Origin of the sequence: Staphylococcus sp. HMSC62B09, assembly GCF_001839115.1 — a bacterium.
Lineage (GTDB): Bacteria > Bacillota > Bacilli > Staphylococcales > Staphylococcaceae > Staphylococcus > Staphylococcus haemolyticus.
The window spans coordinates 16,252-41,354 of the sequence record NZ_KV840129.1; the positions used below are offsets into that span (position 1 = coordinate 16,252).

A 25,103-nucleotide genomic window follows, 5' to 3' on the forward strand; every position below is an offset into this window, starting at 1 on the left:
ATATTGTCGCTACATACACTTCTTTTCCATCAGCTAATGTTACTTTTCTAGCTGCTATTGGTCTTTCAAAAATACCGTCACCTTGACTATCAAAGTAAGGGAATTGAATTGTTTTTAGTTCGTAAGTGTCGTCTGCCATTGACATCGCTGGATCAATCTTAGAACCATCTTCATTTTCTAATTTTAAGTTCCACTTCTTGCCTTCTTCCCAGCGTTGACCCATTGTGCCATTAGGTACTACAAACTGAAGACTATTCATATCGTGAATGACTGGTTTCCATTCGATATTTTCACTTTCCATACCTAAATCACTTGCACGTAAGAATCGTCCTGCTTTATAGCCATTGTCATCTTCGTCTAACATAATCACGAAAGGCATATCTGAATATTGTTTTGAATAGTTAATGAACATTTCACTAGGATTATCTTGATAGTATTCCTGTAAAATAACATGTGTCATTGCTTGTGCTACCGCTGCATCAGTACCTGGATTAGGCGCTAACCAGTTATCCGCGAATTTAACATTTTCTGCATAGTCAGGTGCTACTGAAACAACTTTAGTTCCTTTATATCTCACTTCAGTCATAAAGTGAGCATCAGGTGTACGTGTAAGTGGTACGTTTGAACCCCACATAATAATATATGAAGCATTGTACCAATCACTTGATTCAGGTACGTCAGTTTGTTCACCCCAAATTTGTGGTGACGCAGGCGGTAAATCAGCATACCAATCATAAAAACTTAACATTTCTCCACCGAGTAAGTTGATAAATCTTGCCCCTGCAGCATAACTTATCATTGACATGGCAGGAATTGGTGTAAATCCTGCGATTCTATCTGGACCATCCTTTTTAATTGTATAAAGAATTTGTGCAGCAATAATATCTGTTACATCTTTCCAGTTAGCTCGAACATGTCCACCTTTACCACGTGCTTGTTTATACGCTTTTGCTTTCTCTTCGTCTTCAACAATAGATGCCCACGCTGCAATACGATTTCCATTATTTTCTTCTAACGCTGTATTCCATAAATCTAATAATTTCCCTCTAATGTATGGATATTTCACACGAAGCGGACTATATTCATACCAAGAGAATGACGCACCACGCGGACATCCACGAGGTTCAAATTCTGGCATATCAGGCCCACAACTTGGATAATCGATTTGTTGATTTTCCCAAGTGATTACGCCGTTTTTAACAAATACTTTCCATGAACATGACCCTGTACAGTTAACACCATGTGTTGTTCTAACTACCTTATCGTGACTCCATCTTTCACGGTACATTTTTTCCCATTCTCTACTTTTGCTCTCAAGAACTGACCAATTACCATTAAATGTCTCAGTTGGTTTGAAAAAGTTTAATCCAAATTTTCCCATCTATATGAATCCTCCTACCGTTAAAGGTATTAACTTATTCCGATTTGCCGTTTTACTTTTGAATTTATAATGATTGTACAATTTTTCACATTCATTAGGTATTAGGGAATGTCCTAATTCGCATGGGGGAATCCCTAAAAAACAAAAAAGCAGGTAGTGGTACATAACGTTCTAAGAATTCGTTATACCACTCCTGCAAGGATGACTTATAAATTAATATATTTAATTTTATTGTTATTGATTATTTGTGTATATAATTGTTGTTGTGATGGATGGTAACTTTCATCAACTTGCACTAAACAACGATATCCTGTTTCAGATAATTCTTCAGCTTTTAATAAAGCATCTTCTTTCGAACCTTTTATAACATATAATAAATCATCTAAATTTCTTTCATGCTCTTGTTTCAACACTTTATCTTTATCAATATGGTCAACAATAGCACCTAAAATACAAATTCCTGGTTCACCTTCAAGTTCATGTTGTTGTAATTGATGCTCAATGGTGCTTAATTTACCAATGATGACGCTTTGGTTATAACACGTAGCATTAAATACAATTGCTATCGAATAGTTTTCTGAAGTATAAGCTGTGATTTGCTCAATGATACGGCCCAATCGCTTTATCCCCATATAGATGGCTAATGTCCCACCATTAATCAAATTACGTATATCTGTTTCTTGATTGATTGAATCTTTGAAATGACCTGTTGAAAAGGTCACACTAGGTGCTACTGATCTCATTGTTAATCCTAAATCCATTGTTGCAACAGCGGCACTTGCCGAAGTTACACCAGGAACAATTTCATATTCGATTCCATAGTCTTTTAAAGTATTGACTTCTTCAGTAACACGACCGAATATTGCTGGATCGCCACCTTTGAGACGAATGACTGTTTGATACTTTTTAGCCGCTTCAACGATTTTTAAATTAATTTCGTCTTGTTGTATGTGTTTAGCGTAAGGCTTTTTACCTACATCAATGAATTCCGCATCAGCGGGTGCATATTGAAGTATGAGTGGGTTTACTAAACGATCATATAGAATAACTTCAGCTTTCTTAATACATCGTTCTGCTTTTTTCGTTAAAAGATTAGGATTACCAGGTCCAGCACCTATCAAGTAAACCTTTGATTTTTCATCTACAGACATACATAAACGTCTCCATCGATGACTTCAACTGGATATGTTTCAACACATCCAGTATCAGGTTCTTGTACCTCACCACTTCTCAAATCAACCTTTTGATCATGTAGAGGACAATAAACGTAGTCGCCACTTACTGTTCCTTCTGATAATGGCCCTTGTTTGTGAGGACAAATGTTATTAATCGCATGAATGTCTCCACTTTCAGTTAAAAAAATGCCAATTTCCTTACCATCAACAATCACTTTTTTCCCAATCAATGGTGTTAATTCTTCTATTGTAGTTACTTTTACTTTTTCCATAGATTTCATATGTTACACCCTCTCAACTTCAAAGATTTTTCGAGCTTCTTTATCTTCAACGATTGCTTCCCAAGGTTCGCCATGTCCATCAATCGCTTTTTTAGCATCCATAATTCTATCGAATAATTCTTTTTGACGTTCAGGATCCAGTAGTACTTCTTTAACATTTTCAAAGCCTAAACGATTTAACCATGGTGCAGTTCTTTCTGCATATATGCCAGTTTCACGATAATACTGCATTAACGCACCACATAATTGAATAACTTCATCTTCAGTTTCAACGGTAGTTAATAATTTACCAACTGTAACATCTGTACCTCCGTTACCACCGATGTAAATTTGATAACCGTTTTCTACTGAGATAACACCGAAATCTTTAACTCCTGATTCAACGCAACTACGTGGGCAACCAGACACACCCATTTTGAATTTATGTGGTGTGTCAATGTATTCGAATGTTTTTTCTAAACGAATACCTAAGCGTGTAGTGTATTGAGTACCGAATCGACAGAATTCTTTACCTACACAACTTTTAACTGAACGTGTTTTCTTACCATATGCTGAAGCTGAACGCATACCTAAATCTTCCCATACTTTAGGTAATTCTTCTTTCTTCAATCCATATAAACCTACACGTTGAGAACCTGTTACTTTAACTAATGGAACATTGTATTTTTTTGCAACTTCACCTAATCTTATTAATTGGTCAGCATCTGTTACGCCTCCACGCATTTGTGGAATAACAGAGAATGTACCATCATTTTGAATATTTGCATGATAACGTTCGTTTGCGAAGCGTGATTCTTTTTCATCTTGATGGTCATGTGGGTATACCATGTTTAAATAGTAGTTTATTGCTGGACGACATTTTGGACAGCCATTTTTATCTTTAAAGTCTAGTACGTGACGTACTTCTTTAGATGTTTTTAGACCTTTAGCTCTTATTTGCGTAACAATTTGATCACGTGTTAAATCAGTACAAGCACAAATTCCGGTAGGTTTCGCTGCTACAAAGTCATCACCTAATGTGCATTGTAATAACTCGCCAATTTGTCCTTTACATTTACCACATGAATTACCCGCTTTAGTTGCTTTCGTTACTTCTTCCACTGATGTTAATCCTTTAGTCGTAATCGCATTAACAATCGTACCTTTATCTACACCGTTACAGCCACAAATAGTTTCATCGTCTGGCATATCAGCGATAGAAGTTACCGCTTCTTCTCCACCTTTGTACAATAATGATACTAATGTATAGTCTTCTAAAGATTCATGTTTTTTCATCATATTATAGAATCTTGAGCCATCATCTGTATCACCATATAATACTGCTCCGACAACTTGACCATCACTCAAATAGACTTTTTTATAAATATTATCGACACTGTTGAAAATTTCAATACCATGGACATTTTCATTTTCAACAATTTGTCCCGCACTATATAAATCACAACCAGACACTTTTAATGAAGTGAAAGTTGTAGAACCTTTGTACACTTCTGTTTCTTTTCCAGTTAGGTAGTCAGCTAACACTTTACCTTGTTCATAGAGCGGTGCGACTAAACCATATACTTTGCCGTCATGCTCTGAACATTCGCCAACAGCATAAATATTAGGGTCTGATGTTTGTAAATAATCATTAACAACGATACCTCTATTTACTTCTAGACCTGCATCACGTGCTACTTGAGTAAATGGACGGATACCGACTGCCATGACCACTAAATCTGTTTCGATTATTCTTCCATCCGCCAATTTAATCGCTTCTACATCATCTTTACCAATAATTTCTTTAGAGTTCGCTTGTAACTCGATATTCATACCTTGACGTTCTAAATCCGCTTTAAGCATGCCGCCAGCTTTACGGTCTAACTGCATTTCCATAAGCCATTCTGCTAAGTGTAATACAGTTACTTCCATACCTTGATCCATTAAACCACGTGCACATTCAAGTCCTAATAATCCGCCACCAATAACGACAGCTTTCTTTTTCGTTTTAGCGATTTCAATCATGCGTTCAGTATCTTCTATTGTTCTCCAACCTATAACACTTGGTAAATCTGATCCAGGTATCGGTAATACGAAAGCACTAGAGCCTGTTGCAAATATACAAATATCATAGTTCACTTCAACACCTTTTGATGTTGTTACTGTTTGTGCTGAACGATCAACCGTCTCTACCGGGTCGTTGACGATGAGCTGAATGTTATTTTCTTCATACCATTCATATGGATTCATTATTGTTTCTTCTACAGTCATTTTCTTCTGTAATATATTTGATAACATTATTCTGTTATAGTTTGGATAAGGTTCTTTCCCAATAATTGTAATGTCAAATTGTGAATCTGAACGCTCTAGAATTTCTTCTATCGTTCTTAATCCCGCCATACCGTTTCCAATCATCACTAATTTTTGTTTAGTCATAAAATATGCCCCTTTTATCACTTTAAATTTACTTATTTTCCATTTGCAATTTTTTGTTTTTTAAAATGTTTGATATTCAACATTTGTTTCTTCACTGCTATTCTATAACAGATCCTACTTCAAATGTGATGATTTTCACAAATTAATTAAAAATCGGGGAATTCCCTAATACGTTTAATAACTTGTCCAATTACAATAAAAAACTGAGACAACATAGTGCCTCAGCTTATAAATCCTAATTAAATGTTAATTGCTTTAAACGTTCACTAATAATTTCCTTCAATATATTATCGAAATTAATAGATGGTGTAATATGAAGCGTACCCTGTATATCCATTTCTGAAATGAGTCGTTTTACTTTGTTTACTAGTCGCCCATCATATAAAAACATTGGCACTACAATAAGTTCATCATACTCATTCGAAAGTTGATCCAAGTCATTTCTAAAAGTAATGTCACCATATAGCGTACGACAAAAGATAGGTACAGGTTGATTCATTTTTTCACTAAATTCCTTTAACTCATCATGTGCTTTCGTATATGAGAAACTACCATGTGCGATTAATACAATCGCATAATTAGAGGAGGTAGAAATTTCAACATCTTGAATACGTTTTTCAACTAAATCTACCATATAGTCATGCGTACCAAGCGGTTCACTAATTTCGTAACTTATTTCAGGATGATCTTTTTTGATATTTGATAAAATTTCAGGAACATCGACGATATAATGCATTGCCGAAAAGATCAAAAGAGGTACAACTTTAAATCGAGTTTCACCTTGCTTTATTAAACGACCAATCGTATTTTCAATACTCTTTTCTTCACTTTCAATAAACGCTAATTCATATTCATACGTTTCATCACTTAATAAACGATCTAAGAATTCTCCCAATGCTTTATTTTGATCACCTTTTCTCATGCCGTGTGCCACTAATATATTCGCAACCAATCGCTTCATCCCCTTTATATAAGACTTTAGTGCTTTTAAAATTTGGTCATAAAATGCTTTAATGTTGATTAAAATGATATGTTTTAATCATAATTTAGTCAACTTTTTTCAATAATGTGGTTGAATTAATTCAATAAAAAAGGTTGTGCTATTTACTCATTTAACTTAGTGATAACACAACCCTATTATTGATTACTTAGCTTTTATACTATCACGTGAACCATTTAAATACGCATATACTAAACCAATAAATATACCACCACCGATATAGTTACCAATTAAAGCAAACACAATATTTTTAATAACACCTAACCATGATAGTGCATCTAAATTATAGAACACCATACCTGCGTATAAACCAGCATTGAAGACAACATGTTCATAACCCATGAATACAAACACAACAACACCTACGGCAATAAAGAATGCTCTTGCCAGTCCTTCTTTAAATAACATAGACACGTATATACCAATATTAATAAAGAAATTACAGAAGATCGCTTTAACTAAAATATTTAACCAAGTTGATTCTACCGTTTTCATATGTACTGTCTTACTTAAGCTGGCAATCATTTCTGGCGTCATAATATGCGTCCCTTTCATTAAGAAGAATAATATGAATCCGCCAATAATATTCCCTATAAAACAGAATAAGAAAATGAACAACATCTTATTAATAGTAATGGCTCTATAATACCAGCCGACCGTTAAATACATGAAATTACTAGTTAGTAATTCTGAGTTCGTCAACACAATTAATACTAAAGCTAAACTAAATGCAATCGCACCTAGCAAATTAACTAAACCTTCATTAGTGGCTGCAAATTGTGTTTTAATTGCCAACATAAATACCGTTACGATTGCTAATAAAAAACCTGACATGATTGTTTTCAATGCATATCTACCAGGCGTTTTTGTAGACATAATTTCTTTCGTCTGTACCTGCCCAACAGCAGCTTCTACAATATCACGCGTTGCATGGGTGTCCTCAACCGTTTTATTGTTCTTCAACATATGTATGCCCCCCTGCATCCTTTAAGGTTATGTTTCAATTATATATTTTATAAAAAAACATGAATAGCTTAAATTTTTTAGGTAAAAAAGTGAGGTAAAATCGTATCATGTAGACACGATTCTACCTCACTTAGTAATTCACTATTTATGTGCTTTAAGTCTTGATAAATAGCGTAAACCTGTAGCAAAAATGCCATAGCCTAGCGCTGTTCTTAAAACATATTTAATTGCACTATTATCAATTGCCTTTGAATTGAGTAGTACTGTTGGTATTAATGTACTAACTGAAAATAAAGCTAGTACTTTTAAATATCTTTCTTTCATATCATCAACCTCATTTCAACTACATTATAACTTAAATATAGTTGAATTTTTTGACATACCTATGACTTTTTTGTTCCAAGAGTGATTCTAGTTGATTCAATGTAGAATTCATTCCCGCTTCTACACCCATATCAAGTGCTTGTTGCGCCGCATCTTTTGTTGGAAAGATTGAAGTTGACGTTACAAGCGTGCTTTGCGCTGATTCTGAAGTGAAATCAATCAAAATTTGCATCCCAGGTAATGATGTATCTTTCTCACCTTGAGATGTAGCAAAGAAATCTAAGTATTCAATATGATTAGGTTTATCCACCTTTTTATATTCAGTCAATGTGTAACTTGTTTGTTCTGGCATTTCTATCGCAAAGAAGGCATCACCACCGACTACTGGGTTAAAACGAAAAACTTTTGTTTTACCTCCTTGAGGATGAAACCATTGTTCGAATAACGTCTCCGTAGTGTATGCCTCGAAAACTTCATTTATTGGCGCCTCAAACGTTCTATTAAATATAATTTTATTATCTTTTAGTTGAATTGACATTTAAATCCCCCTATCTATTTGTTAAATGCTCTCTGAATTTACCAGTTATTGATTTTAATTACAAAAAAGCTCCCTTCAAAGTTTACATTCATTAATATCTACTTTGTAGGGAGCCATATGAGTATTTTTATTAAGTAGTATAACTAGTGATTAGTCTTCAAGTGGAAATTCTAAATCAAATTCAACATTTAAGTCTTTTCCTAATAAGAAACCACCAGTTTCAAGTTGTTGGTTAAACGTAATGCCATATTTTTCACGGTTAAGGCTACCAGTAATTACTAAACCAGCAGTGTTTTTACCGTTTAATGGATTTAAACTAGTACCTTTATAATCTAAATCAAAAGTTTCTTCATGTGTTTGATCTTTCATAGTTAAGTTACCAGTAACTGATTTATCATCTACTTTAGTAATTTCAAATTTAATTTCTGGGTAGTTTTCAGCGTCTAAGAAATCTGCGCTTTTAAGATGATTATCACGATCTGCTACTTTAGTATCAATTGAATTTGCTTGAACAGTAAAAGTACCTTGCAATGAACTTAAATCATTGAAATCACCTGAAATGTTAGCGTCAAATTCGTTAAAACGTCCTTTAACATTTGATACAACTAAATGTTGAATAGAAAAGTTAACTCCTGAATGTGCTGGATCTAAATTTAAATTAGCCATGTGTACATACCTCCATTATTTAAATTATGAAACTACGTAACTGAAAATCAGCACTATAGTTTGTATAATTATTATACTTAATATAATAAAGAAACTTATATGGAAATACAAGTAAAAAGACTCAAATTTTAAATTTATTAATGTGCTAACATCTCTTCTTTAATATCGTCCTTATCTAATGAGGCAGGATAATACGTTGGCCAATGATCCATTTCTTCAAGTAATGTTTCATTGTTGTTACCCATAAAAATGTGGAAGTGTTCTGCTTTCTTAGGTGCGATATTATGATCACTAAACTGAACGTACTTAGGTAATGTTTGCTTGTCAGAGTGCTTCAATTTAAAAATAAATCTAACTCCACGATTACCTTTCTTATAATCTAGGATTTTTTTACCAACATATTCATACGTTCCAGTAACCTTATTCCCATTTTTTTCAAAAGTAATGTTGTCATCTTTAATATTTATGTTAGAAACGTCAGTTTTGTAACCTTTCTCATAGTATTTTTTATACTCTTTTTCTGTCATAGTGCTATCTTCTTCAGATTTATGTTTCATTACATCATCTAAATCACCATTTTTTAAATAGGGATACACTGATTGCCATTTACCTTCATAATCTGATAATGCACGATCTTTAACTTGTTCATCTTTGAAATAACCATCTGAAATAGCTTTATCATATTTATGTTCAGCTTTTTCGTCTTGTACTTTTATATTGGAACTCAATGCTTTATCTAATACTTCAATATTTTTGTTCATCAATGTTTGATAATTTATCGATGCATCTTTAGATTGTTCTTTATTAAGTGACTCCATATTATAGAATTTTAACGGTTTTGCATTTGTTTCTTTTCTGATTGTTTCAGTTACTTTATTCGCAACATTATCCTCATACAATATGTATTTAACATTTTTCTCATTAATCTCTTTTACTAAGTTTGTAAGTTTTTTTTGAGAAGGATCTTCAGCATTCATATTTTGAATTCCCTTTTGAACAAAGCCATAGCGATCTGCGAGATAACCTAGAGATTCATGAGAAATAAATACAGCATTACCTTGTTTATCTTTAGTAATGTTGTTCATTTTATTATCAATATCATTTAACTCTTTTTCTAATTTTTTAAAATTTTTCTCGTATTCATCTTTATGTTCTGGATCTTTAGTTACTAGCTGATCTTTAATTTCTTTAGCAAACACCTTATTTTTCTCAGGATCTAACCATACATGTGGATCATACCCACCATGATGATGGTGTTCGTGTCCATGTGAATCCTCGTGTTCTTCATCACCGTGTTCGTGTTGGTCTGTTAGTAGTGTTGATTGATCTAGTTTATCTTGTAATGAAACTTTCTTTTTATCATTTTTAATTGTGGCTGCAACTTTCTTAGCGACTGGATCTAAATCATCACCTGTATATACAAATAAATCAGATTGATTAACCTTTAACATGTCTTTCTGAGTTGGTTCATAATCATGTAGGTCTGTGCCAGCAGGATAAATAGACGATACATTGACATGGTTACCACCTATTTCCTCTATAAAGGATTGCAAAGGATATACAGTTGTAGACACATTCATTTTGTTATCACCTTTAGAATCTTTATTAGAACGATCTTCCTTTCCACAAGCGACTAATATAAATACAATAATAGTTATCAAAACAGTAAGACTTAAAAAGCGTTTCATTTTATACCTCCTAAATAGTAATACTTACGATTTAAAAGCATAACTTTATTTGTATAAAATTACAATAGTTTTTTATTTTTTTATTTTCAATTTAATAAAAATCATCTTTTATTAAAAATATCTATCATTGATTAAGTTACTACCTTTCTAAATTTTTAAAAAAAGAAGAATCATAGTGAAGTACACTACAATTCTTATTTGAATCAACATTATTAAATTTATTCCACTTCTCTTTAGTGGTTACAATATAACACAAAATGAATGTCAGCGTTACTCACTATGACATCGTGACTATAAGTATTTCTTCCATTCTTCGACTTTATAAGGATCTTTCACTTTTTTTCCATTTATAAAAACAGTTGGAACAGTATCAATATTATTATCTTCTGTTAGTTCCTTTTGTTTTTCTGCTTTTTTCCAAGCTTCACTGTTCTTAGTCTTATACTGCTTTTTAATGTCAGATTTTTGTTGCGTCGTAATATCTAACTTATCAATTTCTTTATCAAGAAATTGTTCTGTTAACCACTTTTTATCCTCGTCTTTTTGATTCGCGAATACGTTACGTTGAAAAGTTAAGTATTCATTAGGTGCAACTTTTTGCACTGCGTTTCCGGCTCTAGAGCCGACGATTGAATCTTTACCAAGAAATCCAGCATTAATAAATTGATACTCTACTTTATTCGTATCAATATAGTCTTTTTTAATTGTTGGCATTACATTCTTTTCCACTTTTTTACAGTATGGACATTTAAAGTCTCCATACTCAACGATTAAAATTTTGCCATTCTCAGTTTTAGGTGGCTGCTTTTCCTTGTTGTCATTAGAACAAGCACTTATGATGATTATTAAAACCATCATCATACTTATTAACAAAATTCTCTTTTTCATAGATGCTCCTTTGTAATAACATATTAATTCATATTTTCTTCCTTATAATCAGCATCATGTGATTCGATATATTGTTTTGTATCAAAGTTATCAATGCGTTTCGCTTTTTTACCATCAAATTGATAAGTGTAGTAATGAACTTCTTCATTATTACTTAAAGGTTTATACGCTAAGACAACATACTTTCCATCTTCATAAACATAAATATTCGCATCTTTTTTATCAAAGTGTTTAACCATATCTCCTGTATCATTCTTAGACATTTGTTCTTGCTTTTGATCTTGGATTTTTACAGCTTTATCTATTTTATCGACATATTTATCGTTACCACACGCTGCTAGCAATAATATACCGACACTTAACATAACTAATATACGTTTCATATATTCACTCCTATTGCCCAGTTCTCTCTATCTATCATAATACTTCTTTTGCAAATACTATCATACAATGGTTTTAAAATATGCGCTAGTTCATAAAAATTTAGTTTTCTAAAAATATTTATTATTATAAATTAAATATATATTTTAACCCACAACTAAAGTACGGTGTGATTTAATAACTTATCTTGTGTAATAGTTGTAGTTATTTGTTAAAATAAAGGATAATTCTTAAAAACGCAGAGGAGTAGATGAATATGAAATTCGTAACTTTATCACTGGAGGAATTTGAGAAATTTACATCCAGTCATTTCTCTCATTACACACAATCTCGAATTCACTTTGAAAACAGAAATGAATTAAAAGGTGATGTGCATGTTGTAGGTGTCAAAGATGACAGCGACAATGTCATCGCTGCAACTTTAATGACTGAGGCACGTGCTTTAAAAGTGTTCAAATACTTTTATACACATCGTGGACCTGTCATGGACTACAGTAATATTGAATTGGTTCACTTTTTCTTTAAATCACTAACAAGTTATTTAAAAAAACATAATTGCTTATATGTATTAGTTGATCCTTATATTTTGGAGAACCTACGTAATGCTGATGGAGAAATTTTAGAAAGTTACGATAACCGAGCAGTCATCAAAACGTTGGAAGATTTAGGTTACAAACATCAAGGATGGACAGTAGGTTATAGCACAATGAGTCAAATACGTTGGTTATCTGTCTTAGATTTAAAAGACAAGTCAGAAGATCAATTATTAAAAGAAATGGACTATCAAACACGTCGTAACATTAAAAAAACGTATGAAATGGGCGTAAAAGTAAGAACGCTACCTATGGATGAAACGGATACGTTCTTTGAATTATTCCAAATGGCCGAAGAAAAACATGGTTTCAAATTTAGAGACAAACCATACTTTTATGAAATGCAAAAAACGTATAAAGACCATGCAATGCTTAAACTTGCCTATATTGATTTAAAGGATTACTTATCTACTCTCCAACAAAAACACGATTCATTAACAGTACAATTATCCGAAGTCGATGCTGTATTAGAGGAAAACCCTAACTCTAAGAAAAATAAAAATAAACGCACACAAATACAACAACAAGTTGATAGTAATGAACGCAAATTAAATGAAACGAAAGATAAAATTGCTGAAGAAGGCGAAACACTTAATCTAGCTGCGGCTTTATACTTATATAATGAACATGAAGTTTATTATTTATCCAGTGGTTCAAATCCTAGATATAATGCGTATATGGGCGCATATCGTTTACAATGGGATATGATTAAATTCGCAAAAGAACATAATGTAGATCGTTATAATTTCTACGGTATTACAGGTGACTTTAGTGAAGATGCTGAAGATTATGGTGTGCAACAATTTAAAAAAGGCTTCAATGCTAATGTTTACGAATACATTGGAGATTTCATTAAACCGATACACCCACTTGCATACAAAGTTAAACAACTATTAGAACGTAAATAACTATAAAGCAAAAAACACTTTTCTAAGTTCAACTTTATGAACTTTAGAAAAGTGTTTTTCATTATTAATCTTCATTAATTACATTTAAGAAACGACGTAATTCTTCTGTCTTAGGATGTTCGAATATTTCGTCTGGTGTACCTTGTTCACCAATACGTCCTTCGTGTATAAAGACGATTTTATTTGAGACTTGGCGTGCAAATCGCATTTCATGCGTTACAATCACCATTGTCATACCTTCATCAGCTAATTCTTTAATTACTCTTAATACGTCATTAACTAATTCTGGATCTAATGCAGAAGTAGGTTCATCAAACAACATTACTTGCGGATTCATAGCTAGTGCTCTAGCAATTGCTACACGTTGTTGTTGACCACCCGAAAGTGCATGTGGACGTTGATCTTTAACACTTGTTAAACCAACTTTTTCGAGTAATCCCATTGCTCTTTCTTTCGCATCTGCTTTACTCATTTTCTTTACAGTTACTAATCCTTCCATTACATTTTCTAATGCAGATTTATGAGGAAATAGATTATAACTTTGAAATACCATACCCGATTGCTTGCGTACGCTCATTTGAGACTTTTTATTATTAGCGGTGTAACTTTCACCATTAACACTAACATTACCTTCAGTCGGAATTTCTAAAGCATTAATCATACGTAGTAATGTCGTTTTACCTGAACCAGATCGTCCAATAAGTGTTATGACTTCCCCTTTTTCTACGTTTAAATCAATGCCTTTAATGACTTCTTTATCATTGAATGATTTATGGATACCACTTAATTCAATCATGAGTTATACCCTCTTTCAATATATGATTCATAGAAGCTTTGGATAACTGAGATAATGAAGCAAATTACCCAATACATAACCGCTACAAGAATATAAATTGTGAAATATTCATATGTTGTAGACGCTACCTCTTGAGCTTTACGGAACATTTCTGCAACTAAGATAAAGCCAAGTAATGATGTATCTTTAATTAAACTTAAGAATGTATTTCCTAAAGCTGGTATTGAAACACGGATCGCTTGAGGTAAAATAATTCTTTGAATCGTTTGTCTATAGTTCATTCCTATAGAATAAGCCGCTTCTGTTTGACCTTTAGGTATAGAAATAATACCACCACGGATAATTTCTGATGCATACGCACCAACATTAAGTGACAAACCGATGATAGCTGAAACAACTGATGATAATGTCCATTGTTCATCAGCATTACCAGTTACTAAGCGTCCTAATTCAGGAATACCATAAAAGATTATGAATAACTGTACGATCATCGGTGTACCACGAATAATTGAAACGTATACTCTTGCGATACCTTTTAAAACTTTACTCGTTGAAATACGCATTAACGCTGTAAATAAAGCAATAATCAAACCTAAGATAAATGTAACTATTGTTATTGGAATAGAATATTTTAATAAACCTTCCAACATTGGTCCAAATGCTTGCCCTGCCGCATCTAATGCATGTTGTTGTTGACTATTTAGGCTCAGAAACATTTTCACCGAACCATTTCTTACCAATTTCCGCTAATTTACCATTTTCTTTTAATGTTTTAAGTCCATCGTTGAAATCAGATACAACTTTATCATCAACATCTTTGTTAAATGTGAATGCTGATTTACTTTGCTCTGCATTTCCTTTGATTGCTTTAATTTTAGCGTTTGGTTTTTGTTTTTTATAATCTAAGTAAGATAAGCTATCGTTGAATGTACCATCAACACGATTAGATAATAATAAGTCCATCGCTTGGTTAAAGCCATCAACTTTAGTAATATCTGAACCTTTATCTTTAGCTAATTGACCATAGTTAGACGTGAATGTTTGAGCCATTTTTTTACCTTTGACGTCATTAAATGATTTAATGTTCTTTTCATTTTCACGTACTACTAAAACTGCGCTTGAATAAGTGTAAGGTGTAGAGAATTTATATTTTTTCTCTCTATCTTTGTTTACACCAACTTGGTTAGCAATAACGTCAAAACGTTTCGCATCTAAACCAGCAAACATTGAATCCCATGATGTTTCATTAAATTTAAGTTTATAACCTTTTTCTTTTGCAACTGCTTTGATTACATCAATATCGTAACCAGTTAATTTGTCTTGTTTATTGTGGAACGTGAATGGTGCATATGTACCTTCAGTACCCACTTTCAGTGTTTTACTATCGCTGTTACTACTACTTGATTTAGAATCACTATTTTTATCAGATGATCCTCCATTACCACAAGCAGCTAACACAAAGATAAGTGCTAAAGCAACAAATAAAAGTCTTTTCATCTACCTTGTCCTCCATATTCCTATTAGATTAGTCAGAATAAATTAATTCTAATCTCATGGGTGGGAATAGTCAACATTATTTTACATTTGCCTAAGTGTTCAGAATGTTTGGATATTAATAAAATAAAAAAGAGACCTAGACATAGAACGTTTTTGTTAAAGGAGCCCTCTATGGTATCCCTTCTATGAAAAAATGCTTAAACATTTTCAACGTTCGTCTTGATCTCTTATTTTAACTATATAAAGTTCATTTAATTATTTTGTAATTTAGCTTCTGCCTTAACCTTTTTCTTACTTTTAATTAAAAATGTAAGCAATAAACTGATGACTGTAATAATAACGGCAAATAAAAATCCTGAATGATAACCATGAAGCATGGCATCAATTTGTATTTGTCCTGCCATTTCTTTTTTATCCATACCTTGATAATCACTCATCGTCGGTTGGAAATTCTTACTTGCTGTACTTAATATTGTTATTAAACCTGCTGTTCCAATTGAACCAGCAATTTGCTGAATGGTATTTGTCATGGATGAGCCATGAGCATTAAGTTCTGGTGTTAGCTGATTCATTGTATGCGTCATTATTGGCATCAAGCCCATTGCAATTCCAATCATACGAATAGCATAAACAGTTGCCAACATTATCGTAGATGTATGTTCATCCATGACTACAAAGTAAGAAGTAGTTATAAGAACAATAGACATACCAATTATTGCTAACACTTTAGCACCAAATGTTTCGTATAACCAACCTGAAATCACAGACATGATAGCCATAACAATTGCTCCAGGTAGTAAGATGAGTCCTGAATCGATAGGCGTTCTTCCTAAAAGATTTTGTACAAACATAGGCAATACTGTTTCAGAACCAATCATCGAAATCATTGTTGCAGCCATAATCGCTAAACCAACTGCAAACTCTTTATTCTTAAATACTTTGAAACTTAGTAATGGCGTTTCAAGTCTCTCTTGACGCCAAATAAATATTCCGACTAATAGTATACCGCCTATTATCGTTATTAATACTAGTGGATCATCCCATCCATCACTTGAAATAGAACTAACACCGTATAATAATCCACCAAATCCTAATATAGATAATATTATAGAAATGAGGTCAATAGGAGTTTTAACTGTTGTTCCAACGTTTTTAATAATTTTTAAAGCTATAAGAAATGTTATTGCTGAAATCGGTGCTACGACATGGAAAAGTGATCTCCAGTCAAAATATTCAACTAAATAACCCGATAATGTAGGACCAATTGCTGGTGCAAGACCTATGACCAATCCAAACATTCCCATATATTTACCACGTTCATGTGGTTTAAAGACATCTAGAATTGTTGTCATCATCAGTGGCATCATAATACCTGAGCCTAATGCTTGAATAATACGCGCGATTAAAAGGATTGTGAAGTTTGGACTAAAACCGCCTAACATCGTCCCGATAAAGAATATCAGAATTCCAGTTAGGAACACTTGTCTTGTTGAGTATCGCTGTATAATGAATGCAGATAACGGAATGACTACACCATTAGTTAGTAAGAATGCAGTTGTTAGCCATTGTACTTGTGAATATTCAATGTTAAAATCTTTCATTATTCTCGGCAACGCTGTAGTGAGTAGCGTTTCATTTAACAACCCGAAAAAGCCACCTAACAACATCGTAAATATCATTGCTAATTTTTGTTTATGTGACATATTATTCCCCTCCTATCTACCTAAGCTTTCAATAGATACATTTGACTATTATACATATATAATTTTAAATTTCATATAAATTTTTTGTGTTATTTTGTAAATCGTAATAATTACTATTTACTTTTAGCTTACTTTCCTTTATCCTTTTTAAAAAGGAGGAATCAAATATGAAACAAGATTTACAAACAGCACGTCGAAATTTGAATAGTCCTAATATCAAAACTCGCAAACGTGCATTAAAAATAATTAAACAATACAAACGTAATCGTAAATCAGCTTAATGTTATCTATTTCTTCCATAAATAACTCCTACAAAGAAAAAAGGCTGTGACTAAATAAAATGTCTCAGCCTTCTTTTACCATATTGGCAGTAGTTGATTGATTTGAAAATGCGCTTAAATCAAGTTTTTTCAAACTTACTCATCCTTGTCGGGATGGGACCACGAATTTATTTTAATTTCTGCCCCGCTCCCACTACTTTAATTTAATAATTATAAATAATAATGATCAATTACATTTAAATTGTCATCTAATTCGTAAATAAGTGGTGCACCAGTTTTAATTTCATAACCAATGATATCTTCATCAGATACATTATCTAAATATTTAATTAATGCACGGATTGAATTACCGTGTGCAGCTACTAGAACTGTTTCTCCATCTAATAGATGTTGAGAAATCTTATCTGTCCATATAGGTACCACACGTTCTAACGTTGTTTTTAAACTTTCAGAATAAGGCATCATACGATGATCTAAATGTCTATAACGACGATCTTTTAAATATGATTCACGTTGTTCTTCAGTTTGTGCTGGTGGTTTAACGTCATATGAACGTCGCCATTGATGCACTTGTTCTTCACCAAATTCTTTTCGCGCTTCATCTTTATTAAGACCTTGTAATTTACCATAATGACGCTCATTTAAACGCCAACTTTTATGCACTGGAATCCACTCTTGATCTGATTCAGCTAATAAAAATTGAGTTGTCTCTAATGCTCTCGTTAACAATGAAGTAAACGCCACATCAATTTCAATACCATTTTCTTTTAATTTACGTCCTGAAGTAATTGCTTCATTTCGTCCTTGTTCAGATAGTTGAACATCTTCCCATCCTGTAAATAAATTTTTAGCATTCCATTCACTTTGACCGTGACGACATAATATTAATTTTGGCATATCAAAACACCTTCCTATACGTTAGTTTTAATTGAATGATTTTGTTTAAAATGACTTAAAACCAATCACTAACTCTAAACTTACTTCCCTATGCTTTGCAACAAGTAACCTACTCTTTTTCTATTACATTTATTATAAAACTATTTCGTTAAATTTCATAATATCTTAAATTCACGCCATTTTTGGCATAAATGACGTTAGTTTGTCATGTTCGTTATCTTCAGTTCATTTTTGATACTATCTTTTGATATTGTAGTAACCTATGTCATTAAATGAGGTGTTATAATGATTCTACCGTAATCAACAGCAAGACGTATTGGGATGCATAATCTAAAAGGATATTAAAAGATAAGTAATTATGACTTTACTTAATTTAATAGCAATTTTAGATTGCTTACAAAAAACCAATTTCTAAAGGAGATTATTTATTATGAAGAAATCAATTTTTGCATTAATGACAATGGTATCTTTAGGTGCCGCAGGATTAGAACCCGGTCAAGCACATGCAAGTGAAATGACACATGGTCAACAAAATCAATCTTGTCAATATAATCAACATACACAATTACAACACAATCAACCATCTCATCAGAGTCAACATTCTAATGTAACATCAGCTGCAACTACACAAGCTAATACAACTAATGTTACTACTAATACATCATCAAGTAACTCCGAATCTACGGCCGATAATAGCTCATCTAGTAACACTTCAAGTGATGACAATTCATCTAATGAAAGCTCATCAAGTGAAAGTACATCTTCAGTATACAAACAATTTATCGCAGCTGGTGGAACAGAAGAGTTATGGGAGAAAATTGTCTTACCTGAATCAGGTGGAGATCCTAATGCGTCTAATGGACAATATCATGGTTTAGGACAGACAAATCAATCTTGGGGCTATGGCTCTGTCGAAACGCAAACAAAAGGCATGATTTCATATGCTAAAGAACGTTATGGTTCAATTGAAGCTGCAATTAGTTTCCGTGAATCTAACGGTTGGTGGTAAAATTTAACAGAGCTTAAGTTCTGAGGCAGAACGCTTAGAATTTATGTTTAAATAACCCGAAAAGCGTCCGGGACATAAATTTTCTGGATAAGTATAACAGACAATTTCTATTGAAATAATATAGGAATTGTCTTTTTTATTTTAATGTAGGATTCCATATGAATTCAAAGTATTTTGGCGCGACTCTTGGCGTTTTAATTATTGAACACAAGTGCTGTTGCACTTGTATAAGGCGTTTTAAGATAGAATACAAAACATAGTTGCGAAGACTCCTAGGGTAGCAGTGCCAGTCGAAGACTACAGGCTGAGACGGCATCCCAGGAACGCGAAGCAGCTTATGTGAGTAATCATCTATCTAACGAACGCCTTTAGAGGAATACAGGCACGAGCCTTTCCTGCAAGAAAGTGTCGCAACTATAATGAGTAAAAATTCATCTAAGAATTTCTTTACAACCCAGTCCCCTAGGCAATTGAGCCAATAATACGAAGTATTATAAATAAAGAAGCTAGTAAATGAAGTTTTTAAGACTCATTTACTGGCTTCTTTATTCGTAATCACTATTTTCAGAAAAAAATCATTAAGATTAACAATGCTTTTGTTCAGAATCTATTCATCTTACTTTTACAAAGTATCCGGTTCTGGATGTACATATACTGATGATATACCTTTACTATGCAAGTGATTTTCCACTCGATCACAAATATCATGTGCTTGTTGAAGAGACAAATGTGCATCAACAACAATCGTAACATCTAAAAATATACTACTTCCATGGTAGCGTCCCTTAAGATTGTTCACATCTTTGACATCATCCACTTCCAATACAACATTACGATATTCTTCAAGATCCTGTTCATTGAATCCATCGCTAAGAGCAAAAATTGACTCTCTAAAAATACCAAATCCGGTATAAACAATTAAAAATCCTAGAATCGTTGCTAAAATAACATCGACAATAGGTAAACCAAATTGAGTAAATACCAGACCAATTGCCGTACCCATACTAACTAATCCATCTGATAAGTTATCTTTTGCAGCGGACTTTAACGAACTACTCATCGTTTTCTGAGCTAATCTCTGATTTATTGCAAACACAACTATCATAATTAACCCACTTATTAAACTTACAAATATTGTGACTACATTTGGTGTATTGTGCTCATTTGTAAATATTCTAGGTGCATTTTCAATCACAACTTGAATACCCACGAACATGATAATAAATGAAACCAACAACGTTGAAATATTTTCAGATTTCAAATGACCATAAGGATGATTTTTATCTGCTGGTTTTATTGAAATTTTCAACCCAACAATAACAGCTATAGATACAATAATATCTGTCATATTATTCAAAGCATCTGCTCTAACAGCTGCTGAATCAAAAACAAATCCAGTAATATATTTAGAAACAGATAAAATAATGTATACTACTAAACTTAAATAAGCGCCTCTTTGTGCCAATTTAAGATTTTCACTTTGAGACATTTTGTTAACCACCTTAAATGCTTTAATATCAATAGTATGTACTATCAAAATATGAATGACAACGTTTTTTGATTTCTATAAAATCCGTATAATTAATCTAATTAAATTTTTAGCAAAACCTAAATTTCACTTTAGCTAAAGCTATAAAATTGTCACTCTTTAAAGTCATTTGAAGTTTCGTATTATAAAAATAAATCGCCTAAAGTTGCACGTCATTTAATCCTTTAAAATCCACTTTGAAACAATAAATGTAATTGGAATAGTAATAATTAAACCTGCAAATGGTGCGATTTCAGATGGAAATTGAAACCACTTAACAAAGACATATAATAATAATGTTTGCATACCCATATTTATAACTTGAGTTAATGGAAAGCTTAAAAATTTCTTAAGCGTTGGTCTTACTTTATAAACGAAATAACAATTTAAATAGTAAGAAATAACAAAACTTACTAAGAAACCAGCAATATGACTAATCATATAATTCACGTGAAATAATTTTAATAATAATAAATACACAATATAATAATTAAGGGTATTAATCCCCCCCACAATTATAAATTTAATAATCTCAAAGTGGGTTTGATTCAATTTCATCGTCTTTCTCCTTTGTCGTCATTTTTCTTTTTTAATTTTCAAACGGCAGTATTTTAAACGAATATTTTTCTGAAATATGATGAAATTCTTTGAAGTTAGTTAAATCTGCTTCATCTGCTGGTGTCATTTCAAATAGATAAGATTCATAAGGTAAATGTGATAATGTTATGTGACGCTTATTGCAATCAATTTGCGATTTTACATCTTCTAGTCGTTGTTCACTACGAATATGTACATCAGTAAAAATAATTATATTTATAATCGCAAAGATAAGTATACAACTTTTTAAAAAATTATAATGGTTCAACGTCAAAATGCCTAATTCTGAAATTAAACTAATGAGTACAATTATACAAAGTAAATATGCTAAATAAAACTGTCGAACTGAAACTTCAGTAATTAAAATAACTGGTAACACGCTAATTGGAATAGAAACAAGTGACATAAAAACCAACAATCGATTATATGGTAATTGAATGACTAACTTACATGAAATTGCAATGCTAACCATCATTATAAGACACAATAGAGTATTAATGACTTCAAACGTAAATGTCTCTGACAATTGTTTCAAATTAAAAGGTTCATATATAAAGATTTTATATATAGGCAATATACAAATACCTATTTGTAAAATGATTCGCTTTATTGTAGGTAAAGTTAAGAACACACTACTTTTTAATAGCAATATCATTAGAATAATCACTATTAAGGATAAAATAATAATATTATTAAAAAAGAGATATCTTGGAATATCTTTTAGAAGTGATATTTCGAACTTATGGTTTAACCCAAGCATGTCTAAGTGTCCTCTTAATGCCTTAACACTTGAAAAGATATAAATATATTTATCATTTAATAGCATCATCATCGCACCACTTAATGAAAGCAACCAACCAAGTACCAGACTATAGTAAAACTTATGATTGCGTATGGCATAATAAATCATTCCTACAAGTAATATACTGGCATTATAAAAAGCTAAAGGTTCAGCAAACCACTGTCCCAATGTACATATTAGCCAAAATATAAAAACTTCAATACGACTAAATTCATCTTTATTAAGTAATACTTTTATTATAAAACTTAAGATATATAAAGAAAAACATGTGCCAAAAACATATGTATAAAAAAATTCAAAATTACCATAACTTTGTGCAAACAAGGAATTGGGTATAATAAATAATAAAACAGCGCTTAATATTAAATAATTTGTGTCACCAAACTGATTCAATAATCTTAATAAAAGTACCACGATAAAGATTGATATAAACGCAAATGATAATGTACGAAGTAATATAGAATGGACACTTGCAAATTCTAATAAATTGCTAATGTATCTTCCATTAAAATTATTAAAAGCATTACTGACCACTTGCATACCGTGGCCACTACCCCAAAACCAATCTGTACTATGTAAGGGGATAATGTAGCCTAAATAGCCATAATATAGGATCAATCCAATCATCCAGATGTAAAATTCATGATGTTTAAGTCTATGCATGTCGAACTCCTTTATGTCATAAGGTTAATTAAATTAGCACTCGTTTTGGCTCAACTAATTATATTATATTCTTTTTTTATTAATTATACATTCAAACATTATTTTATACTAATTTTAAATATATAAACTATTGGAGGTCTACTAAGATGAATCTTAGAAAAATAGTCATTGCCACTGATTCATTTAAAGAGAGCATGTCAGCTAAAGAAGCTGGTTTAGCAATACAAGATGGTTTCAAGAAAATATTTCATGAAGATATTCACTATGACATTATCCCAATGGCAGATGGTGGTGAAGGTACAACAGATGCTCTAAAGGAAGCGCTTAATGCTAAGACGTACACCATTCCAGTTCATGACCCATTGCATAGAAACATTGAAGCTTCATATGCACTTTCCCAGGATAATCAAGTAGCTATCATTGAAATGGCTGCATCATCAGGACTAGATTTATTGACAGATGAAGAACGTAATCCACTTATTACATCTACTTACGGTGTTGGAGAAATAATATTAGATGCGCTTGATCATCATGTTACTAAGATCATTTTAGGCATTGGAGGAAGTGCTACCAATGATGGCGGTAGTGGCATGTTATGTGCATTAGGCGCTCAATTTCTTGATTCTAAAAATCAACCTTTAAAACTCGGTGGCGGCTACTTATCTGAGCTAGCAAAAATTGACATTTCAAACTTAGATCAAAGACTTAAGCACGTCACATTTGAAGTTGCTTGTGATGTGACAAACCCGTTATTAGGTGCTAATGGCGCAACTGAAATCTATGGTCCTCAAAAAGGTGCTGACGCTAAGATGATACCAAAGTTGGATTCCGCACTTACAACCTATCATGATATGATAGAACGAGAACTAAATGTAAGTGTCAAAGATATCCCAGGTGCCGGTGCTGCTGGTGGATTAGGTGCAGGTATCCTCGCATTCTTCAATGCGTCACTTTCTAACGGTATTGATATTGTATTAAAAGAAACTGACTTTTCGAGAAGAGTGCAGGATGCAGATCTTGTCATAACTGGTGAAGGAAAGATGGATGCTCAAACAGTCTTTGGTAAAACACCTATCGGAGTAGCTAAAGCAGCAAAAGAACATCACGTTCCTGTTATAGCTATTTGTGGTAGTCTTGCCGAAGAATACCAAGATGTTTATAAGCATGGCATTGACAGTGCATTTAGTTTAATTGAGCAACCAGAATCATTGCCTTCATTATTAAATAACGCTAAACGAAACATGACACATACTGCTGAAAATATTGCAAGACTATTCAAACTAACTATTTAAAATATGAGGTGACTATCTTGAAACGAACAGACAAATATAAAGATTCTTACAAATATGATGAACAATATCGCAAACGTAACCGACAAAGCGCGGATGGACGTGCGCGTCATGAGCGACGCGAAAGTCAAGAAGCATACAATCGTAACAATTCACGTTATCGAGATGATGATCCGAGATATCGTAATGATGACCATCGATATCAAGATGATTATGATTATGATTATCGTGAGGATTATCGCCGACGTAATGATGAATACGATGAAGATGGTAATAGATACTATAACGATCGTGACTTTAGACGCGAACAACAGTTAGAAGAAGAGAACGAAAAAAATAAGAAATCTAAAAAATGGCTAATTGCTATTATTGCAATATTGTTGATTATCGTAGCGGTATTTGCCACAAGAGCAATACTTAATAACAATAGTAGTGATAACCAACAAACGAATAATGCTTCTAATGACAACAATGTATCTAAAGATTATAAAAATGAAGTACAAAATCAAAGTGATAATATCAAACAACAAGTAGAAGATGCTAAAAATGACATTAAAGATAAAGTAGATACTGACTCAAGAATTAAACAAATTCAAGAGGATGTTAATAACTTAAAAAATAGTGAACAAACTGGTGAAGATTCTAAATTAACTAAATTTTATCAAGAGCAAGTCAATAAATTAAAAGAAGCTAATAATGCTCAACAAAATAACGAAAGCCAAAGTAAAGTTAATGACTTACTCAACGATGTAAATACAAAATTTGATGAAATTAAAGAGAAATTAAATAGTATTCTTGGAAATTCAAGTGATACAAATTCACAATAATTGGCTTGAT

Annotated in this window: 25 protein-coding genes; 5 read left to right on the top strand and 20 right to left on the bottom strand. The window is 32.4% G+C overall.

The annotated features are described in order from the left end of the window. The 12 genes from HMPREF3265_RS05170 to HMPREF3265_RS05225 form a co-directional block, all read right to left on the bottom strand. Positions 1 to 1,381: molybdopterin-dependent oxidoreductase (locus HMPREF3265_RS05170; protein ID WP_141764271.1), on the bottom strand; the 1,381-nt coding region annotated here is incomplete at its 3' end. Positions 1,382 to 1,587: 206 nt separating this feature from the next. Further along, positions 1,588 to 2,532: a uroporphyrinogen-III C-methyltransferase gene (gene cobA / locus HMPREF3265_RS05175; protein ID WP_070442571.1), complete on the bottom strand. Its 945-nt coding sequence runs from the start codon at positions 2,530 to 2,532 to the stop codon at positions 1,588 to 1,590. Next, positions 2,523 to 2,837 carry a nitrite reductase small subunit NirD gene (nirD, locus tag HMPREF3265_RS05180; RefSeq protein ID WP_070442574.1) on the bottom strand — a complete coding sequence of 105 codons (315 nt, stop codon included), beginning with the start codon at positions 2,835 to 2,837 and terminating at the stop codon, positions 2,523 to 2,525. The genes cobA and nirD overlap by 10 nt, the downstream gene beginning before the upstream one ends. 3 nt (positions 2,838 to 2,840) lie before the next feature. Beyond that, positions 2,841 to 5,252 carry a nitrite reductase large subunit NirB gene (nirB, locus tag HMPREF3265_RS05185; protein ID WP_070861089.1) on the bottom strand — a complete coding sequence of 804 codons (2,412 nt, stop codon included), beginning with the start codon at positions 5,250 to 5,252 and terminating at the stop codon, positions 2,841 to 2,843. Positions 5,253 to 5,487: 235 nt separating this feature from the next. Further along, a complete protein-coding gene (locus tag HMPREF3265_RS05190) occupies positions 5,488 to 6,204 on the bottom strand; it encodes a sirohydrochlorin chelatase (protein ID WP_070861090.1) in 717 nt (238 codons plus the stop codon). Positions 6,205 to 6,396: 192 nt separating this feature from the next. After that, complete coding sequence (locus tag HMPREF3265_RS05195; protein ID WP_070581957.1) at positions 6,397 to 7,218, bottom strand: formate/nitrite transporter family protein; 822 nt, start codon at positions 7,216 to 7,218, stop codon at positions 6,397 to 6,399. A gap of 141 nt (positions 7,219 to 7,359) precedes the next feature. Further along, positions 7,360 to 7,542 (bottom strand): hypothetical protein, encoded by a 183-nt coding sequence (locus tag HMPREF3265_RS05200; RefSeq protein WP_011274973.1) that lies wholly within the window; start codon positions 7,540 to 7,542, stop codon positions 7,360 to 7,362. A gap of 31 nt (positions 7,543 to 7,573) precedes the next feature. Further along, positions 7,574 to 8,080, bottom strand: a complete 507-nt coding sequence (locus tag HMPREF3265_RS05205; RefSeq protein WP_070861091.1) for an SRPBCC family protein — start codon at positions 8,078 to 8,080, stop codon at positions 7,574 to 7,576. 150 nt (positions 8,081 to 8,230) lie between these two features. Further along, the gene (locus HMPREF3265_RS05210; RefSeq protein ID WP_053025047.1) at positions 8,231 to 8,746 is read right to left on the bottom strand and encodes a YceI family protein; all 516 of its coding nucleotides are present in this window, start codon (positions 8,744 to 8,746) and stop codon (positions 8,231 to 8,233) included. A 137-nt stretch (positions 8,747 to 8,883) separates the two neighbouring features. After that, positions 8,884 to 10,434, bottom strand: a complete 1,551-nt coding sequence (gene adcA / locus HMPREF3265_RS05215; protein WP_070861092.1) for a zinc ABC transporter substrate-binding lipoprotein AdcA — start codon at positions 10,432 to 10,434, stop codon at positions 8,884 to 8,886. Between the two features lie 291 nt (positions 10,435 to 10,725). Beyond that, positions 10,726 to 11,322: a DsbA family protein gene (locus HMPREF3265_RS05220; RefSeq protein WP_070442589.1), complete on the bottom strand. Its 597-nt coding sequence runs from the start codon at positions 11,320 to 11,322 to the stop codon at positions 10,726 to 10,728. Between the two features lie 23 nt (positions 11,323 to 11,345). Next, positions 11,346 to 11,705, bottom strand: coding sequence for a DUF4467 domain-containing protein (locus tag HMPREF3265_RS05225; RefSeq protein WP_053025049.1), 360 nt, complete (start codon positions 11,703 to 11,705; stop codon positions 11,346 to 11,348). Between the two features lie 254 nt (positions 11,706 to 11,959). Between HMPREF3265_RS05225 and HMPREF3265_RS05230 the strand changes: the two genes are divergently transcribed. Further along, on the top strand, positions 11,960 to 13,204 hold the full coding sequence (locus HMPREF3265_RS05230; protein ID WP_070861093.1) for an aminoacyltransferase: 1,245 nt from the start codon (positions 11,960 to 11,962) through the stop codon (positions 13,202 to 13,204). A gap of 64 nt (positions 13,205 to 13,268) precedes the next feature. Here the strand turns inward: HMPREF3265_RS05230 and HMPREF3265_RS05235 are convergent, their stop codons facing one another. The 4 genes from HMPREF3265_RS05235 to HMPREF3265_RS05250 all read right to left on the bottom strand — a co-directional run bounded on the left by HMPREF3265_RS05235 (position 13,269) and on the right by HMPREF3265_RS05250 (position 17,200). Then, positions 13,269 to 14,000, bottom strand: coding sequence for an amino acid ABC transporter ATP-binding protein (locus HMPREF3265_RS05235; protein WP_070442595.1), 732 nt, complete (start codon positions 13,998 to 14,000; stop codon positions 13,269 to 13,271). Continuing rightward, a complete protein-coding gene (locus tag HMPREF3265_RS05240) occupies positions 13,997 to 14,716 on the bottom strand; it encodes an amino acid ABC transporter permease (protein WP_037550342.1) in 720 nt (239 codons plus the stop codon). Before HMPREF3265_RS05240 ends, HMPREF3265_RS05235 begins: the two co-directional genes overlap by 4 nt. Next, positions 14,697 to 15,497: a transporter substrate-binding domain-containing protein gene (locus HMPREF3265_RS05245; RefSeq protein ID WP_037550106.1), complete on the bottom strand. Its 801-nt coding sequence runs from the start codon at positions 15,495 to 15,497 to the stop codon at positions 14,697 to 14,699. The genes HMPREF3265_RS05240 and HMPREF3265_RS05245 overlap by 20 nt, the downstream gene beginning before the upstream one ends. A 251-nt stretch (positions 15,498 to 15,748) precedes the next feature. Further along, positions 15,749 to 17,200: an MDR family MFS transporter gene (locus HMPREF3265_RS05250; protein ID WP_070581954.1), complete on the bottom strand. Its 1,452-nt coding sequence runs from the start codon at positions 17,198 to 17,200 to the stop codon at positions 15,749 to 15,751. A 167-nt stretch (positions 17,201 to 17,367) separates the two neighbouring features. On the opposite strand from HMPREF3265_RS05250, the gene HMPREF3265_RS12415 reads away from it, so the two are divergent. After that, positions 17,368 to 17,481, top strand: a complete 114-nt coding sequence (locus HMPREF3265_RS12415) for a putative metal homeostasis protein (RefSeq protein WP_107609856.1) — start codon at positions 17,368 to 17,370, stop codon at positions 17,479 to 17,481. 210 nt (positions 17,482 to 17,691) lie between these two features. Here the strand turns inward: HMPREF3265_RS12415 and HMPREF3265_RS05255 are convergent, their stop codons facing one another. Beyond that, on the bottom strand, positions 17,692 to 18,378 hold the full coding sequence (locus HMPREF3265_RS05255; RefSeq protein WP_011274961.1) for a 2,3-diphosphoglycerate-dependent phosphoglycerate mutase: 687 nt from the start codon (positions 18,376 to 18,378) through the stop codon (positions 17,692 to 17,694). Between the two features lie 430 nt (positions 18,379 to 18,808). Here HMPREF3265_RS05255 and HMPREF3265_RS05260 point away from each other — a divergent pair, with 430 nt between their 5' ends. Further along, positions 18,809 to 19,387: an aggregation-promoting factor C-terminal-like domain-containing protein gene (locus HMPREF3265_RS05260; protein ID WP_049426564.1), complete on the top strand. Its 579-nt coding sequence runs from the start codon at positions 18,809 to 18,811 to the stop codon at positions 19,385 to 19,387. Between the two features lie 622 nt (positions 19,388 to 20,009). On the opposite strand, the gene HMPREF3265_RS05265 is transcribed toward HMPREF3265_RS05260, so the two are convergent. From HMPREF3265_RS05265 to HMPREF3265_RS05275, 3 genes are all read right to left on the bottom strand, one after another. After that, on the bottom strand, positions 20,010 to 20,876 hold the full coding sequence (locus tag HMPREF3265_RS05265; protein ID WP_016930748.1) for a cation diffusion facilitator family transporter: 867 nt from the start codon (positions 20,874 to 20,876) through the stop codon (positions 20,010 to 20,012). A gap of 216 nt (positions 20,877 to 21,092) precedes the next feature. Continuing rightward, the gene (locus tag HMPREF3265_RS05270) at positions 21,093 to 21,473 is read right to left on the bottom strand and encodes a GtrA family protein (RefSeq protein WP_011274958.1); all 381 of its coding nucleotides are present in this window, start codon (positions 21,471 to 21,473) and stop codon (positions 21,093 to 21,095) included. Positions 21,474 to 21,504: 31 nt separating this feature from the next. Next, on the bottom strand, positions 21,505 to 22,977 hold the full coding sequence (locus tag HMPREF3265_RS05275; RefSeq protein ID WP_070861094.1) for a hypothetical protein: 1,473 nt from the start codon (positions 22,975 to 22,977) through the stop codon (positions 21,505 to 21,507). Between the two features lie 146 nt (positions 22,978 to 23,123). On the opposite strand from HMPREF3265_RS05275, the gene HMPREF3265_RS05280 reads away from it, so the two are divergent. Together HMPREF3265_RS05280 and HMPREF3265_RS05285 are read left to right on the top strand one after the other, a co-directional pair. Continuing rightward, positions 23,124 to 24,269, top strand: a complete 1,146-nt coding sequence (locus tag HMPREF3265_RS05280; RefSeq protein WP_070861095.1) for a glycerate kinase — start codon at positions 23,124 to 23,126, stop codon at positions 24,267 to 24,269. Between the two features lie 17 nt (positions 24,270 to 24,286). Beyond that, complete coding sequence (locus tag HMPREF3265_RS05285) at positions 24,287 to 25,093, top strand: hypothetical protein (protein WP_070861096.1); 807 nt, start codon at positions 24,287 to 24,289, stop codon at positions 25,091 to 25,093. The last annotated feature ends 10 nt before the right edge of the window (positions 25,094 to 25,103 follow it).